The sequence below is a fragment of the Micromonospora auratinigra genome (assembly GCF_900089595.1).
Lineage (GTDB): Bacteria > Actinomycetota > Actinomycetes > Mycobacteriales > Micromonosporaceae > Micromonospora > Micromonospora auratinigra.
On the sequence record NZ_LT594323.1, the window covers coordinates 767,855 to 783,861 of the forward strand.

Annotated in this window: 13 protein-coding genes; 8 read left to right on the forward strand and 5 right to left on the reverse strand. The window is 71.4% G+C overall.

The features are described from left to right. Positions 1-1,031 precede the first annotated feature (1,031 nt). Entirely contained in the window at positions 1,032-2,693 is a 1,662-nt protein-coding gene (locus GA0070611_RS03520) for a right-handed parallel beta-helix repeat-containing protein (RefSeq protein ID WP_231921309.1), read from the reverse strand. A 570-nt stretch (positions 2,694-3,263) separates the two neighbouring features. Between GA0070611_RS03520 and GA0070611_RS31270 the strand changes: the two genes are divergently transcribed. Next, on the forward strand, positions 3,264-3,434 hold the full coding sequence (locus GA0070611_RS31270) for a hypothetical protein (protein ID WP_167604400.1): 171 nt from the start codon (positions 3,264-3,266) through the stop codon (positions 3,432-3,434). Between the two features lie 357 nt (positions 3,435-3,791). On the opposite strand, the gene GA0070611_RS03525 is transcribed toward GA0070611_RS31270, so the two are convergent. Both GA0070611_RS03525 and GA0070611_RS03530 read right to left on the reverse strand, forming a co-directional pair. Continuing rightward, complete coding sequence (locus GA0070611_RS03525) at positions 3,792-6,236, reverse strand: glycoside hydrolase family 3 N-terminal domain-containing protein (RefSeq protein WP_231921310.1); 2,445 nt, start codon at positions 6,234-6,236, stop codon at positions 3,792-3,794. A gap of 332 nt (positions 6,237-6,568) precedes the next feature. Next, positions 6,569-7,120 carry a hypothetical protein gene (locus tag GA0070611_RS03530; RefSeq protein ID WP_091657277.1) on the reverse strand — a complete coding sequence of 184 codons (552 nt, stop codon included), beginning with the start codon at positions 7,118-7,120 and terminating at the stop codon, positions 6,569-6,571. A gap of 240 nt (positions 7,121-7,360) precedes the next feature. On the opposite strand from GA0070611_RS03530, the gene GA0070611_RS03535 reads away from it, so the two are divergent. The 4 genes from GA0070611_RS03535 (at position 7,361) to GA0070611_RS03550 (ending at position 11,014) form a co-directional block, all read left to right on the forward strand. Beyond that, entirely contained in the window at positions 7,361-9,154 is a 1,794-nt protein-coding gene (locus tag GA0070611_RS03535) for a VWD domain-containing protein (protein WP_157740189.1), read from the forward strand. Between the two features lie 203 nt (positions 9,155-9,357). Further along, positions 9,358-9,645, forward strand: a complete 288-nt coding sequence (locus GA0070611_RS03540) for a DUF2277 domain-containing protein (RefSeq protein ID WP_091657285.1) — start codon at positions 9,358-9,360, stop codon at positions 9,643-9,645. A gap of 46 nt (positions 9,646-9,691) precedes the next feature. Further along, positions 9,692-10,534, forward strand: coding sequence for a helix-turn-helix domain-containing protein (locus tag GA0070611_RS03545; protein ID WP_197675844.1), 843 nt, complete (start codon positions 9,692-9,694; stop codon positions 10,532-10,534). Between the two features lie 57 nt (positions 10,535-10,591). Continuing rightward, on the forward strand, positions 10,592-11,014 hold the full coding sequence (locus GA0070611_RS03550) for a VOC family protein (RefSeq protein WP_091657290.1): 423 nt from the start codon (positions 10,592-10,594) through the stop codon (positions 11,012-11,014). Positions 11,015-11,523: 509 nt separating this feature from the next. Here GA0070611_RS03550 and GA0070611_RS03555 read toward each other — a convergent pair. Next, a complete protein-coding gene (locus GA0070611_RS03555; protein WP_231921311.1) occupies positions 11,524-12,816 on the reverse strand; it encodes a cellulose binding domain-containing protein in 1,293 nt (430 codons plus the stop codon). Positions 12,817-13,452: 636 nt separating this feature from the next. Here GA0070611_RS03555 and GA0070611_RS03560 point away from each other — a divergent pair. The 3 genes from GA0070611_RS03560 to GA0070611_RS03570 are packed head-to-tail and all read left to right on the forward strand — an operon-like array spanning position 13,453 to position 15,142. Beyond that, the gene (locus tag GA0070611_RS03560; RefSeq protein ID WP_091657304.1) at positions 13,453-13,977 is read left to right on the forward strand and encodes a SigE family RNA polymerase sigma factor; all 525 of its coding nucleotides are present in this window, start codon (positions 13,453-13,455) and stop codon (positions 13,975-13,977) included. Then, the gene (locus GA0070611_RS03565; protein WP_091657309.1) at positions 13,974-14,762 is read left to right on the forward strand and encodes a hypothetical protein; all 789 of its coding nucleotides are present in this window, start codon (positions 13,974-13,976) and stop codon (positions 14,760-14,762) included. The genes GA0070611_RS03560 and GA0070611_RS03565 overlap by 4 nt, the downstream gene beginning before the upstream one ends. Next, complete coding sequence (locus tag GA0070611_RS03570) at positions 14,759-15,142, forward strand: hypothetical protein (protein WP_157740191.1); 384 nt, start codon at positions 14,759-14,761, stop codon at positions 15,140-15,142. Before GA0070611_RS03565 ends, GA0070611_RS03570 begins: the two co-directional genes overlap by 4 nt. Before the next feature lie 29 nt (positions 15,143-15,171). Here the strand turns inward: GA0070611_RS03570 and GA0070611_RS03575 are convergent, their stop codons facing one another. Next, positions 15,172-15,936 (reverse strand): alpha/beta fold hydrolase, encoded by a 765-nt coding sequence (locus tag GA0070611_RS03575; RefSeq protein ID WP_091657318.1) that lies wholly within the window; start codon positions 15,934-15,936, stop codon positions 15,172-15,174. Positions 15,937-16,007: the final 71 nt, after the last annotated feature.

Consider the following 16,007-nt stretch of genomic DNA (forward strand, 5'->3'; position numbering starts at 1 on the left):
CACGAGCAGGCGGCGCTGCACGACGCTCACCAACCGGGGGGCTCTCATGTGGCCGCCTTCCCTATGCCGGCGCGCGGCTGGCGGGCCGGAGTGATGCCTGCTCCGGCGGGCCGCCCTCCAGGTTGAGCTATCGCTCAAACCGGAGCTTACGACCTTTTGGGCGGTCGCTCAACCTGCTGACTCGGCATCTGTCAGGGCGGCCCTTGGCGGGCCGCGCGCCGCCGCTTTCGCTCTGCAGTTGTCCCGCCTGATCCCGGCGAGTGCCGCGGACAGTGGGAAGTCCGGAGGGCCGCCGCGGCACGACAGGCCGTGGCCGGTGGGGTGGTGGGCGGCAGCCGGTCGGGCCAAGCCGCCCGTGCTGCGGAGGAGAGCGCGTCCACTGCTTCGGTGAGCTGGAGGCAGACGAGGGCTGCGCTCAGTGCGCCTACGTACTCACGGTACGCGTCGACCGAACGGATCCGACCTCTCCGGGCGAGGGTGACAACCGGAGTTGGCCGCGAAGCGTGCCAGGCCGTCCGACCTCGCATCGAGCCCGACCTGACCCGCTCATCGAGAGTTCACCGCGGCGTGCTCCGCGGCTTGCGAACGTGACGCCGGAGGCGTCAGTGAACCCTTTCGCCGCAGCGTCGGCGTGTGTCCGGTGTGCGGTGTCGCAGACCTCGGCCAGCACGGCCTTCCCGCGAAGCTGAGCCGATCTGGACGTCGCGGTCAAGAACGTTCCGCGCATGTCCGCGTTGTGCACCGTGCGACCCGACGGCTCACCGCACCCGACACCGGTCTGGCTCAGCTCCGTCGAAGGCAGGTGGTGGATCGGTCGTGACAGCCGCAGTTGGGTGAGGATCCGGCTCGCGCGGCTACCAGCAGAGCCGCCGACGAGGAGGCGACCTTCCCCACCGACAGCCGCCATGCACGGTCAATTCGCCGCCACCGTGGCCGCCGTTCGGGGCCGGCGAGCGCGGACCCCGAACGGATCGGCCGGTCGGTGGGACGCCGGCATCATCCTTGCGGAGACATTGTCGTCGTCCAGTCCGTTACGGCGTGACGACCCGGCCGCCGAAGGTCACGACCAGGCGACCGTCGGAGGCGAAGGACCAGCCCAGGGCGCCGGAGTACTGGGCGCACCGGGAGCCGTCGGTGCCGGACCAGAACTGGTTCGAGCTGTCGGCGTTGCCCACGATGCGGTCGTTCGTGCCGCCGTCGCAGGAGGTGTTGTTGCGGAACACCGAGGAGCCGCCGTCGAAGTTGAAGTTGCGCTGGGTGTTGCCGATGCTGGCGTTGTTCGACACCGTCATCGAGCCGAGGTTGCGGTTGTACGTGAACCCGTGCTGGCCGTTGTGGTAGGCGATGTTGCCCCGCACGACGTGGTTGACGCCGATGTCCTCGCCGCCGAGCTTGAAGCCGTTGCGGTCGCCGGCGCCGGCCTGCCCGCCGTTGCTCAGGGTGCCGTTGTCGTAGGCCAGGGAGGACTCGATCGTCACCGGACTGATCGCCCCGGTCTCGGGCTTGGTGAAGAGGTCGTAGCCGTCATCGATGTTGTTGTGCGAGACCGTGTAGCGGAAGACGTTGCCCGGGCCGACGGTGAGCTTCGGCGCGAAGCCGTCGGCGTCCTCGCCGTCGGAGTCGGCGTTGTCGTGCGACTCGGTGCTCACCACGAGGTTGTTGGACGGCCACTGGTCGCGCGGCGCGTCGGCCACCAGCCGCGAGAGCTGGAGTCCCGAGTCCCGGTTGTAGCGGGTCACCGTACGCTCGATGATGTTGTTGCTGCCGCCGAGCAGGATGCCGTTGTCTCCGGCCCGTTCGACGACGATGCCGCGGATGTGCCACCACGAACCGCCGACGGCGAGGCCGCGGTTGGCCGGGTCCTCGCTCTGGGCCGAGAAGTTCAGGATCGGGGTCTCGCCGGGGTAGGCGAACAGGTTCTTGCGCGCGCTCGACGTGCCGTTGTTGCCCTGGCCGATGGTGATGGTCTGGGCGTAGCGGTAGGTGCCGCCGCGCAGGTAGATCGTGCCGCCGGCGGAGATCCTGGTGAGCGCGGAGGTGAGCGTCGTCGGGTTCGCCTGCGTGCCGGCCGCGCCGTCGGCGCCGGTCGGGGCCACGTACAGCGTGCTGCCCGACGGCGGGGGAGTGGTCGGGGGTGGCGTGGTCGGCGGGGGCGTCGTCGGCGGCGGGGTGGCCGGTGGTGTGGTGGAGCCGGATGCGTACGTCTCGAACTCGGCGACCCTCGGTGTGCCGGTCGAGCTGGCGATCTCAAAATTGATCTTGCGCAGCGAGGTGGCGGCGAAGTTGATGATCCCGGCCCCGGTACCACTGGCCAGGGTGGCGCCCGTGTCGTTGTTGACAACGCGCCAGGAGTGGATGGCCCCGACGGCGCCGGCCGCCTCCCGGATGTTGATCGAGCCCACCGTCGTGGCCGAATCCCACTTGACCGAGATGCGGCCGGTCGAGCCGGCCGGCGACCAGTAGGTGTTCATGTCACCGTCGATCGCGTTGCCGTAGCTGGTGCCGCTGGCCTTGCTGGAGCCGTCGGCGCCGGCCCCGAGGCTGAGATTCGTCGCGTTGACGCCGATCGAGGCGGGGTCGGGGCCGCCGGATGCGCCCGACGCCTGGGTCATCGGCAGCGCCGTGGCGACCGCGGCCGCGGCGGCGACGGCGGTGCCGCCGACGAGAAGCTTGTGTCGCACTGCGATTCGCACTGTGGGACTCCTTGGGAGTGGGCACGGTGCAGGCCGCGCCCGTTGGGGCCCGTCACCGTGGGATGAGCTCGTGTTCGCACCCCCCGGCCCGGGCGAGGGCTCGCGACATCGATGTACATCAGACTAGGAAAGCGCTTGCCGGCGAGGCAAGGGCGGGGACGTGCAGGTTTGTTGCAGGCGGCGACGCGGTCGACGTCGAGCCGCCACGCCACCCACGAGATGTCGTCGTCCTTCATCCGTGGCATACCGGCTCGCCCCTGGGCCGAGCAGGTGGTCCGTGGTCAGCGGTGACGCTGGGGCGGGTCTCCTGAACGTTCGGGGAACGGCAGGCGGCCGACGAGCCGCCCCTGGCACACTGCGCGCGAGCACACAGCCGGCCACCGACGACGCCGCACGGGACCTCGGAGTCAGCATCCACCCGTCCCTGGATCCGCCGTCGCAACGGCCCATACTGCGGCTACGGCACCTACTCGAGGGCGGCCCGCCGACCGACCGCCGCACGGGGCAGCGAGCGCCGCCCGTCGTCGTGCCCGGCGGGCGGTCCCGGCGGTGGCGTCGGATACTGAGCCGATGACCAACCCCGACCTCGATCCCGAGATGTACCCGCCGATCGACCCGCGTGCGGACGTGCCGGACGACCCGAGCGAACTCCTCCCGGACACGCCCGGCGAATTGCCCGAGGCGCCGGTCGAGCCGATGCCCGACGACGGGGAGCCCGGGGGCGTACCCGAACCGGCCTGACCGGCCCGGCCCCGCGCCGGCCCTCTCACAGACCAACGGTGACGGATGCTCTGTGGCGATGGGCGGGGTCCTCGCCCGCAAGCCGTAGGCCGTCGCGACCTGGCCGCCGACCGTCATCGGCGACGGCGACGGCGACGGCGGATGATCCGTGAGCGCTGCCGGCGGACGTCGTCGATACGCCGTTGACCCGGGTGCCGGGGGCGGCACCCTCCGGTACCCGCTGACCGGTCCTGCCGCTTCCGGCCGGCCCGGCTGCCGACGGGCCGACAGCCCCCCACCTGCGGTGTGCCGGGGCGTCACCGGGTGACGACACCGACACGCCGCAGGTGGGGGAGCGGATCCGCCTGCGCTATCCGGTCAGCCAGTGGTGCACGGGGCCCCGTTGAGCGTGAACGAGGCCGGGCGTGGGTTGGTGCCGCTGTACGTGCCGTTGAAGCCGAGCCCGACGGACGCGCCGGCCGGCAGCGAACCGTTCCACGCGGCATTGGTCGCCGTCACTGCCGTGCCGCTCTGCGACCAGGTGGCCGACCAGCCCTGGGTGACCCGCTGGCCGGCGTCGGGAAACGCGAAGCGCAGCGTCCAGCCGGACAGCGCGGCGGTGCCGCTGTTGCGCACCGTGATGGTGGCGCTGAAGCCGGCGCCCCAGTCGTTCGTCGCGTAACTGACCTGGCAGGTGGCCGTGCCCTGGGTGGGGGTCGGCGTGGGATCCACCCCCGCCGCCTGCACCACGACCGTCGTCGAGGCCGGCGAGGTGTTGCCGGCCGCGTCGGCCGCGACCACGAAGAACTGCCGCGACACGCCGGGAACCAGACCGGTGACCGTGAGGGACGGGGTGGCCGTCCGGCCGTACACCGTGTCGGAGGTGCCGGCCAGCTCGTGCACGACGTACTCCCGCACCCCCACCTCATCGGTGGACGGCGACCAGGTCAGCGTGGCGGACGTGCCGTTGACCGTGGCGCGCAGGTTCGTCGGCGCGGTCGGCGCGGTGGTGTCCGGCGCCGGGCTGCCGTAGCTCAGCCCATAGCCGTAGGGGAAGAGGGCGGGCTTGCCGTCGCCGTCGTTGATCGGCTGCTGGCTGGCCGACTGCATCCAGGTCACCGGTAGCTTGCCGGTCGGCTGGCGGACGGCGAACAACACGTCCGCCACGCCCTGGCCCTCGGTACCGGGCAGCCAGGCGGCCACCAGGGAGTTCCAGTTCGGCACCTGTGCCGCGATGTCCAGCGGGCGCCCGGAGACCAGCACGACCACCACCGGCACGCCGGCCGCGCGCAGCGTGGTGATGGTGTTCAGGTCGGTGGCGTCCAGACCCATGCCGGTGGGCCGGTCGCCCTGGCCCTCGGCGTACGGCGTCTCGCCGACCACCGCGACCGCGACGTCGTAGGACGAGTCTATGCCGCTGCCGTTGAGGCTGTAGGTCACGGTGCCGGCCGAGCCCACGGTGTTCCGGATGCCCTGCAGGATCGTCGTGCCCGGGGTGGTGTTGCCGCTGCCGCCCTGCCAGCTGACGGTCCACCCGCCGCTCTGGTTGCCGATGTTGTCGGCGTTCCTGCCGGCCACGAAGATCCGGCTGTTGGTGCGCAGCGGCAGCGCGCCGCCGTTCTTCAGCAGTACCTGCGACTTGGCCACCGCCTCGCGGGCCAGCTCGCGGTGTGCCGCGCTGCCCAGGGTGCCGGCGTACGAACGGTCCGCGAGGGGACGCTCGAAGAGGCCCAGCTCGAACTTCTTGGTCAGGATCCGCCGGTTGGCGTCGTCGATGCGCGACATCGGCACCCGGCCCGCCTGCACCTCACCGCGCAGGAGCGTGATGAAGGACTGCCAGCCGTCCGGCGCCATCACCATGTCGATGCCCGCGTTGATCGCCTGCGCCACCTCGGCACCGGTGAACCCGGGAGCGCCGTCGATCTGGTCGATGCCGTTCCAGTCGGAGACCACGAAGCCGGTGAAGCCCAGCTCGTTCTTCAGCAGATCGGTGATCAGGTAGCGGTTGCCGTGCAGCTTCTGCCCGTTCCAGCTGCTGTACGAGATCATGATCGAGCCCACCCCCTTGCGGATGGCCTCCACGAACGGCGGCAGGTGGATGGCCCGCAGTTCCGCCTCGGAGAGCTGGGTGTTGCCCTGGTCGGTGCCGTTCGTGGTGCCGCCGTCGCCGAGGTAGTGCTTGGCGGTGGCCAGCACGCTGGCCGGGCCGCCGAGCGTGGTGCCCTGGTAGCCGGTGACGATGCTGCTCATCTGCGTCGCCAGCTCGGGCTTCTCGCCGAACGACTCGTAGGTGCGGCCCCACCGGTCGTTGCGGGCCACGCAGAGGCAGGGCGAGAAGGTCCAGTCCACGCCGGTGCCGGTGACCTCCTCGGCGGTCGCCCGGCCGATCCGCTCGGCCAGGCCCGGGTCGCGGGTGGCGCCCAGCCCGATGTTGTGCGGGAAGATCGTCGCGCCGACCACGTTGTTGTGTCCGTGCACGGCATCCGACCCGTAGATCATCGGGATGCCGAGCGGCGTGGCCAGCGCGCCCCGCTGGAAGGTGTCGTACATGTCGGCCCAGCCGGCCGCGGTGTTCGGTGCCGGCGCCGAGCCGCCGCCGGAGAGGATGGAGCCGAGCCGGTAGGCGGTCACGTCGGCGGGACTGACCTTCGCGCGCTCGGCCTGGGTCATCTGGCCGATCTTCTCGTCCAACGACATCCGCGACAGCAGGTCCGCCACCCGCTGGGCCACGGGCAGGGCGGGATCCTGATACGGCAGTGTCGACGCCCCCGCGACCGGGGCCAGGGTCAGCCCGGTGGCGGCGAGCGCGACCGCGGTGGCCACGCCGACGACGGCTGTCCGGGTACGAGATGGGCGCGGGGATCTACGGAGCCGGATGCGCATGAGCACATTCCCTTCGGGAATCGATGGCGGTGCCCTGAGGTTGCCCTGTGCCCGGAACTCGGCTCCGTCTCATGATGCCATGCCCCACGCCCTCCCCAATGGACGGCCGGCAGCTCGGCAGGGGACACGCCCGTCACGGACGCCCGGGGGATGCCCGTCCGGCTCGCCGGCGCGGACCGCGCCGTTCCCGGCTCCCGGGTACCGATCCGCGGCACCTCGGTGCCACGGCGGATCGACGACGACCGGGATCCGATCGGCAGATGACCCGAGCCTCAGCGTCGTCGCAGTTCCGATTCCATGCGCTGCAGGAGAGTCTTGCGGGCCTTGCCGCGTCGCTCGCGTCGCAGCGCGGCGCGCAGGTCCCGGGTGTCGAGGCCGCGCACGAGCCTGCCCGCCTCGGCGACCGGCAGGTCCGTCAGCCCTCGGGGTGACGTGGCCTCCTTGCGGGCGCGTTTCGCCGGAGCGGTGTTGGCGACGTACTGCCGCCCGGTCCGCGATGCGCGTCGCTTGCGGTTCTCGGTGGCCTGCCGCTCCGGCTCGGACAACTGCTGCCACGCCCGCCTGGGCAGGTAGCGGCGGGTCTCGCCGTTCTGTCGGGCTCGGGTGGAGCCGTCCTCGGTCTGCCAGTCCTGCGCACCCCACCGCTGCAGGGAGCGCTGCCGCTGGTCCCTGGGGCCCTCGAATCCGCCGCCCTGCCGCTTGTACTCCTGCGTGAGCAGCTGCGACTTCCGTGCCGACCACTGCCCTTTCCGCCCTCCCTTGTCGGAATCACGGATCTGCGCCTTCAGTTTCTCCCGCAGTTCGGGATCGGTGTAGGTCGCCATGCCGGGACGTTTCCCCCGTCCGGTCGGTTGCATGCTCGCGGTCCGGCCCGCCGGAGGGCGTGCCACCGTGGGGGGTCCGAGATCCGACGACCACGCGCCGTCGCTTGTCACAACGACGTCACAACGGCCGCAGCCGTACACATAGATGCTTCTCTTTGTCCTGTCCGGCGACTCGGCTGCCGGCTGGTGAAGGGAACGACTATGGGGCTGTTTGCGCGAACACGCGGCACGACCCGGCGGTTGGCCGGCGTCACCACCCTGGCGGTCCTGCTCATGCTGGGCGGGCCCGCCCGACTGGCGGACGCGGCACCGTCGTCCGCCGGGCTGAAGGCGTGGCAGTCGGAGATCACGAAGGTGCCCCAACCGTCGGCGCGGGGCTGCTTCACCGCCGACTACCCCCGGTTGGCCTGGCACCGGACCAGCTGTGCCGCGGCCCCGGACCTGCCGATGACGCCCAAGCACAGTATTCGGCCGCTGGTGGTGGGGAGCGGCAACGACATCTCCGCGCAGGCGCCGAGCGGCTTCATCTCCGAGTCGTCCGGCACGTTCGAGAACATCGTGAACGTGACGAGCGAGAGCTCGCCCATCGCCAACGCCGGGCCACCGGTCGCCGACGCCTACACCCTGCAGATCAACACCGACTTCTTCGCGAGTACGGCCTGCGCCGGATCGCCGAACCCGGGCTGCCGCGGCTGGGAGCAGTTCGTCTACGCCAACGACGGCTCCAGCGGGCTGGTGTTCATCCAGTACTGGCTGCTGCAGTACAACGCGGCGTGCCCGGCCGGCGGCTGGACCCAGTTCTCGTTCACCGGCGACCCCGACATCTACTGCTACCGCAACAGCCCGGGAGCGACGCCGGTGCCCGACCAGCCGATCACCAACCTCGGAGCGCTTCGGTTGACGGGCACGGTCAGCGCGAGCAGTGACAGCGCCACCCTGTTCGTGGGCGCGACCGCGTACACGGCGGGCGGCTCCAACTCCGTCAACGCGGCGGCCGGCTGGACCGTGTCCGAGTTCAACGTGTTCGGCTACGGCGGTAACGCCGACGGCGGTGGTCAGGCCACCTTCAACTCCGGCGCCTCCCTGAACGTACGCACGAGGATCACCTACGGCGGCACGGCCGCACCCGTCTGCGCGGCGCAGGGCTTCACCGGCGAGACCAACAACCTCGACTTCGGCACACCCGCACCGTCGTTCACCCCGCCCGGCCCGGCCGTCGTGTTCGTGGAGAACACCACCGGCGGCGCGGCGACGAACTGCGCGGCGGCCACCGTCGTCGGCGACACCCACCAGCACACCTTCGCCGGCCTGCTCTACGACTTCCAGGCCTCCGGGGACTTCGTCGAGGCGCAGGCGGGCAGCGGCTTCGAGGTGCAGACCCGGAAGGTATCCGGGGCACCGACCTGGCCCAACGCCTCGGTCGACCGCTCGGTCGCCACGAGGATGGGCACCACCAAGGTGGCCCTGTGTGACGGCAAGAGTCTCGTGGTCGACGGACGGACCACCGACATCCAGTCCGAGGGCGCGCTGCACCTGCCCTCCGGCGTGGACATCCACCGGGTCGGCAACGTCTACGTGGTGACCGACCAGAGCGGCAACAGCATCCGGGTGACGGTCAACAGCGGCTACATCGACGTCGCGGTCGGCCTCGGCAGCTCGGCGACCCAGGCGGTCGGCCTGCTCGGCAACCCGGGAGGCGACCCCAAGCTCCTCGCCGGCAGGGACGGCACCCGGTACGCCGTCCCGCTCTCCTTCGACGAGCTGTACCAGAAGTTCGGCGCGAGTTGGCGGGTGAACCCGCTGCGGACCCTGCTCGCCCCCTGCGCCACCGTCGCCTCGGGCAACCCGTCGGCGCCGTTCTTCGCCGGCAACCTCACCGACGACGTCCGTAAGCGGGCCGAGTCCGTCTGCCTGCAGGCCAGGGTCACCCCGGAGTGGCTCGACACCTGCACGCTCGACGTGGCGGTGGTCGGCGACCGGGCCGCGTCGACGTACGTCGGTCTGGCGCCGCCGGTCGTCAACGGGAACCGGTGACCTGGTGACACCGGCCTGACCGCGAGGTCCGGGGACGGCTCCCGCCCGGGGGCCGTCCCCGGACCGCCTGCCCCGGCGTGAGACCGCGACCACCGGCTCAGCAGGAGGTACGGCCCTCTTCGGAACGCGCGATCATGATGGGCTCGAGCCGCGGCGACGTGGCTCGAGCCGTCGTTCTGCCCGTCGCGTGGCATGGTGGAGGGATGTGCAGGAACATCCGCGTGCTCCACAACTTCGAGCCGCCGGCGACCGAGGACGAGATCGAGGCCGCCGCTATCCAGTACGTGCGCAAGGTCAGCGGCACGACCCGGCCGTCCGCGGCCAACGAGGAGGCCTTCGAAGAGGCGGTCCGTGCCGTCACGGCGGTCACCCGAACCCTGCTGGACAGCCTCGTGACCAAGGCGCCTCCCCGCGACCGGCAGGTGGAGGCCGCGAAGGCCAGGGCACGCGCCGCCGAGCGGTACGGTCGCCCGGGGACCGATCCGAGCTGACGGTGGTCCCGACCGCCGCGCGGACCTTCTGGACGCTCGTGGCCCAGTGGTAGTTGGCGACGTCGGCGCTCACCTGCTGGCCCTGCGGCGACTGCCGGGCTGCGTCCCTGGTCATGCTACGTTCCTGGTCGTGACGGTCGACCCCAGCCTGGATCCGGGTCTGGGTGTCGAGCAGCGTCCGTCCGATTCTCCGTACGTCGAGCGGGTCTACCGTGCGGGGCCGGTGTCCGGCCCGCTGCCGGCGCGGCTGCGGTCGATCGCGAACTCGAACTGGGAGCTCGTGGCCTGGCACCACCGGGGCGAGACGAGTGTGGCCGTACGGGGTCCGGAGACGATGCCCACGGTCCTGGACCTGGCCTCCGATGCCGGCGAAACCTTCGGGATCATCTTCCGCCACGGCGCGTTCCTGGCGCCGATGCCGGTGTCGGGCCTCGTCGACACCATGGTGCCGAGCCCGCACACCACGGCACGCACCTTCGTCCTACAGGGCGACCAGTGGCAGCTACCGACCTACGACAACGCCGAAACCTTCGTGGAACGCCTGGTCCGGGTAGGGCTGCTGGTCCGTGATCCGCTGGTCACCGATGTTCTGCGCGGGGACACGACCACCTTGGTCACGCCTCGATCCGTACAGCGCCGGGTGGTCGCGGCGGCCGGACTGACCCAGGGCACGATCCGGCAGATCGAGCGGGCCAGGAAGGCGGCGATCCTCCTGATCCGGGGCGCGGCGGCGAGCGAGGTGGTGGCGCAGGTCGGCTACCACGACCAGCCGCACATGGCGCGATCGTTGACCCGGTTCCTGGGACGTACGGCGACCCAGTTGCGGCGGCCCGACGCCGACGAGGTGCTGTCGCTCCTGTACAAGACCGACACCGAGGTACGCCCATAGCGTGGTGTCGACGCCGGAGCACACCGGCCCGACGGAACGTCATGGAAGGCACCTGAGATGGCTTACACCCAGATCTACGTCAACCTGCCGGTCGCCGACCTGGAGGTGAGCAAGCAGGTCTACACGGCGATGGGTGGCACGATCAATCCGCAGTTCACCGACGACACCTCCGCTCAGGTGGTGCTCAGCGAGGCGATCGCCGTGCAACAGATGACACCCGAGCAGTTCGCGACGTTCACCGAGCGGCCCGTCGCGCGGGGCGCGATCGAGGCGATCAACGCCCTTGCCGCGGGGTCGCGCGAGGAGGTCGACCGCTTCGCGGACGCGGCGCTCGCCGCCGGGGCCACCGAGCCACGCCCGGCCCAGGACCTGGGTTGGCTGTACAACCGGGCGATCGACGACCCGGATGGCCACAGCTGGGAACTCCTGGCCTACGACCCGAGCGCCATGGGCAGCGATCCGACCAGCGGTCAGGACTGACCCGGTCGCGCTGGTTCGGCCGGGGCAGGCAAACCGCCGGCGCCGGCCGCGCAGCCGAGCCGTACCGGGGCCGGCGGCCCCCCGGCGGTGACCGCGCTGGAGCTGTGCAGCCAGGGAGGTGCCTTCGTCCACAACCTGATCTGTGGCACGGTCCGGCGGGAGCCGGTGCTGGACCGTGCCAACCCCGGCCGCACAGCACCCAGGTGGCCGGGTACGCGGTGATCTACGGTGGCGACGACAGATGCCTGGGAAACCTCTTCCTGTGCGGCGATGCGCGCGCGGCCTACGGGTTCGTCGCGGAGGGCCAGCGGCCACCGTCGGGCGGCACCGCCGGACACGACGGCCACCCGGCGTCGTTCGAGGAGTACCTGGCCCGCCTCGACGGAGTCTGGCTCGTCACCGATCTCCCCGGAGCATTCGACGAGGCGCGCATCGGTGTGCTCACGGGCCCGGATCTGTGCGCCGCAGGCCCGGTGCCGGACGGCACCGGGCCCGCGGCAGTGCCGCGTTCAGGGGCTGGTGCAGGTGATGTTGCTGGCCCCAGTGGCGCCGTCGCCGGTGGCGGTGTACCCGAAGGTGGTCGAGGTGTTCCCGCCCAGCGCGCCGTTGTAGGGCGCGTTTCGCACGGTGACGTCGCCGGTGGTGCCCGTGCTGGTGCCGTTCCACAGGCTGCTGATGGCCTGACCGCCGGCCAGGGTCAGCCGTACCGTCCAGCCGTTGATCGTGGTGGCGGTGGGGTTGGCCACGGTGACCTCGGCCTGGAAACCGCCGGGCCAGCTGTTCACCGTCCGGTACGTGGCGACGCAGCCGGTCGGCGGAGGCGTGGTCGGGGGAGCGGTGGTCGGCGGAGTGGTGGTGGGCGGCGCGGTCGTCGGGGGTGCGGTCGTGGGTGGCGTGGTGGTGGACTGGAACTGGGTGAAGAACCGCCAGATCTCTCCCGAGGTCCAGGTCCGTGAGTCGTTGGGGCTGGCCGACCCGTCGACCGGGCTGGGGGTGTGGTCACCGTCGAACGCGGCCCACTGCACCGGGTAACCGGACCGGCAGCCGGAGTAGACGGTGGTGATGTGGCTCAGGCTGCCCTGGCCCGGCTCGGGCGGGTTCTGCGCGGTGCAGCCGTTGTTCCGGACGAACGTGTCGCGCAGCGACCGACCCAGGGAGATGTTCAGCACGCTGTCGTGGGTGCCGTGGATGCCGAAGTACGGGACGGCCTGGGTACCGCCGTTGCATCCGCTGAGGTTGGCGCCGGACAGGACCGCGACCGCCCGCACGACGGTGGGCCGGGCGCACGCCACGGCATAGCTCATCGCCCCGCCGTAGCTCCAGCCGAGCACGAAGCGCTGGCTGGTGTCGACGCAGAGATCACCCTCGACCTGCTGGAGGATGTTGTCGAAGAGGGTCAGGTCCCGACCGTTCGTGTTGGCCCAGCCGGCGTCGATGCCCTGGGGCGCGACGAAGATCGTGCTGTTGTTCGCCAGCGGTGCGAGCCCGTAGTAGCCGGCTGAGGCGACGGCGTTCGCCGAGCCGTTCAGCCAGTGGAAGCCGACCACCAACCGGTACGGGCGGTTCCGGTCGTACCCGTCCGGGATGCGCAGGATGTAGCTCCGGTTCTGTCCGCCGCTCTGGATCGTGCGGGTACCGCTGGTGAGCGTCGGCGCCCTGCCGCAGCCTGCGGTCGCGGCGAGGGTGCCGGTCGTCGCGGCCTGCGCCGCGTTGCCCGAGCTTGCGCTCCACGCGCCACCGACAGTCGCGGCCAGGAGAACCGCCGTGGCCGAGAGGGACGAAAGAAGGTGTCTCCGTTTCATGTCTGCTTGGCTCCTTGCCATTGGTCGTGGTGTGCCGGTGGTGTCGGGCGAGGCCGGTCCGGTGGCTGGGCGCGCTCCGCCATCGACGGGTCAGCGACGTGCTGGCGGCCTTCTCCGGCGCCGCCGGATGGGCATGGCGGTGCCCGCTGCGCGCCGACCGGCGGGCGTGGTGGCCCGGGCCCCGCGCGTGGGGTGCGGCCGTCCGGCGGTGCCGGGATCGCCGCGACGGCATGGAGGGGAGGCGGATGACCGGACCGGCGTCGACCGGCGACCACGGGTGGCCGCCCCGCCCCGCGGAACGCCCGGACTGGTCACCCACCGGCGAGGCGGTGCGGGTGGCCTGCCCCTCGGCGCGCCGTGCCGGCTGGATCGGTGAACGCGAGCGTGCCCTTCGCCCGTGCGGCAAAAGATAGCATGTTATCGATAACATCTTCAATCGACCGAGCTGCGGCGAGTGCCGAGCAGAGGCGTCACACCGGCGTGATGGGGCGCGCCGAGGGCTCCCGGTCAGCCGGCGGTGGTGGTGGTCATCCGGTCCTGATCCGCGTCTCGGCGCTGCGCGGTGGCTGACAACCATTCCGTGCCGGGCGGCGTATTTGCTGGTACGGGATCCTTCAGCCGAGCGGGGGCAGCCACGTGGATTCAGGACCGGACGAGTTCGAGGCGTTCGTGCGGGCGCGAACGCCCGCGCTGCTGCGTTCGGCATATCTGCTGACCGGGGACCAGCACCTCGCGGAGGACCTGGTGCAGAGCGCGCTGGTGCGTACCCATCGCGCCTGGCGACGCGTGCGCGAACTCGGCAACGCCGAGGCGTACACCCGTAAGGCGATGTACCACCTGCAGATCTCCCGGTGGCGGCGGCGCCGCCCGGCCGAGTCGTTCACCGGTGCCACCCCGCAACGGTCCGAGCGGGCGGAGCCCGACCACGCCGAGCTGACCGCGCTGCGACTGTCCTTGCGGCTGGCTCTGGCGCAGCTGCCGGTCAGACAGCGTGCCGTCGTGGTGCTGCGGTTCTTCGAGGACCTCTCCGAGGCGCAGGCGGCCGAGATGCTGGGGGTGACCGTCGGGACGGTCAAGAGCCAGACCGCCCGGGCCCTGGCCCGACTGCGCGCTGTCGCACCCGAGCTCAATGACGCGTCCGCGACGGGAGGCCTCCGATGAACGACCTCGATGAGCTGCGTACCGGTCTGGCACACATCGCCGAGGAGGTCGCGCCGGTCGATCTGCACGCCCGGGTGCTGGCGTCCTCGCGCCGGGTGGCCCGGCGGCGGGCCGCCGCCGGCGTGGCCACCGCGCTCGCCGCGACGGTTGTCGCCTCGGCCGTGGTGATCGACATGAACCGGGTCGCCCCGTCACCGCCGGGTCCGCCCGCGACGTCGACGTCGGTCGCGCCGCAGCCCACCACCCTTCCCTCGTACGTCCAGACACCGGCGCCGGGCTCCGGTCCGTTCGCGAACGCCACCGTCACGGTGCCGACCTGGGGCACCACCGGCACCACCTGCGTCACCGGCCGGGTGCGGATCGTCGACGGTCAGTACTACCGGGGGGCGGGGACGCGGCCGGTGAACGTGCTGTCGTGGGTCACCACGGACGTGGACGGCGACGGCAGGGACGACTACGTGGCCCACCTGAAGTGTGGTGAGGGCACGGAGTCGCCGGCCGAGCAGGTGGTCGCCTTCCGGCGGTCCGGTGGGCAGTTGCTGCCGCTGGGCCGGGTGGTCGGGACGCAGGACGGGCCGGCAATGCTGACCGCGATCGAGGCCCGCGCCGGCGGCCGGATCGCGGTGCAGGTCCTCGCCGAGGTGACCGACGGCGGCGCCCAGTTCGTGCCCCAGCAGTGGCGCGTGTACGGCTGGCGGGGGACCGGTTCCGGCAGGTGGCCGGGCCGACCTCGTTCCCCGCCGATCCGCCGGCAGCCGCGTTGTCCGTGCGGTCGGGTGCCTTGACCTTCCACCGCGCGAGCGGCGGGTACGCGGGTGAGCTGACCGTCACCGTCCATAACGGCGGCACCCTCGACGTGCCCCGCGCCGAGCTGGCGGTGTTCGTACCGGCTCAGGTGCGGCCGGCCGGCGACGGGTGGACCGGTTGCACGGTCGCCGCCGACGTAGAGGCGCTCGTGCTGCGATGTACGGTGCCGGACCTCGGGGCGGGGGCGACCCGGCAGCTCCACCTCGGGTTCGTCGCGCCGGCGATCCAGGGCCGCCCCGACGAGGCCGTCGGTCCGGACAACCACGACCACTACCTCACGTTTGACCAGCGTCCGCCCTACGTCCTCGAGAAGCCCAGGGACGCGTTGGAGACATCATTCCCTGTGGTCGTGCCGTGAGCCGGACAGCTGGCACCCCCATGGCGCGCTCAGCCGAGCCCGGACAGGAAGGCGCTGACCGCGGCGGCGAACTGTGCCTGAGCGTCGTGATGCACCACGTGACCGGCGGGCAGTTCGACGAGACGAGCCTGGCCGGCGCGGCGAGCGATCATCTCGCGAGCGTGGTCCCCCGCCAGTTCATCGCTGCGTGTGCCACGAATCAGGAGAGTGGGGCAGCCCACCGCAACCCAGTCCTTCCAGTGGTCACCGCTGAGTGCCTTCTGGGACGCGACCGTGTCGCCGAGGTCGAACGAGAAACCCCAGCCGTCTTCGGACCGGCGGACGGAACACTCCAGGTAGGGCATCGCCGGGCCCAGCGCCGAGGCCAGCGCGGCGCGCGACGGCGCGTGGCGGGGGAGACTGGTCGTGAACGACCAGTCGACGTCCACGACCGCGCCGATGTCCTCGACGATCAGCGCGGTGACCCGGTCCGCGTACCGCCCGGCGTACTGGTAGGCGTTCACACCGCCGAGTGAGTGGCCCAGCAGCACCGCAGGACCGACCTCCAGATGTCGGTGGAAGGCGGCGACGTCGGCGACGTAGTCGTCACGGTCATAGCTCTCGGCGCGGTCCGATGCTCCGTGCCCGCGCTGATCGAGTGCGATCACCCGCCATCGGGGTGCCAACGCCTCGGCCAGCGGTGCGAATGCTGACGCCTCGTTGTAGTGCCCGTGAAGAGCCAGCAGGGGAGCGCCCGGACCACCGAAGTCCAGATAGGAGAGACTCCGACTCCCGACCGTGAAGAACCTGCGCACGACCTGGAATGTTATACGAGCCGTCGTCGAGCCGATGCCGAGCTCAGCACCGCTGGACAGTGATCGCCCGC

Excerpts from the sequence above, each read along its gene's own strand:
- GA0070611_RS31270 (WP_167604400.1), top strand. The coding sequence starts at position 3,264 with ATGACCAACCCCGACCTCGATCCCGAGATGTACCCGCCGATCGACCCG.
- GA0070611_RS03530 (WP_091657277.1), bottom strand. The coding sequence starts at position 7,120 with ATGGCGACCTACACCGATCCCGAACTGCGGGAGAAACTGAAGGCGCAG.
- GA0070611_RS03540 (WP_091657285.1), top strand. The coding sequence starts at position 9,358 with ATGTGCAGGAACATCCGCGTGCTCCACAACTTCGAGCCGCCGGCGACC.
- GA0070611_RS03550 (WP_091657290.1), top strand. The coding sequence starts at position 10,592 with ATGGCTTACACCCAGATCTACGTCAACCTGCCGGTCGCCGACCTGGAG.
- GA0070611_RS03555 (WP_231921311.1), bottom strand. The coding sequence starts at position 12,816 with ATGAAACGGAGACACCTTCTTTCGTCCCTCTCGGCCACGGCGGTTCTC.
- GA0070611_RS03565 (WP_091657309.1), top strand. The coding sequence starts at position 13,974 with ATGAACGACCTCGATGAGCTGCGTACCGGTCTGGCACACATCGCCGAG.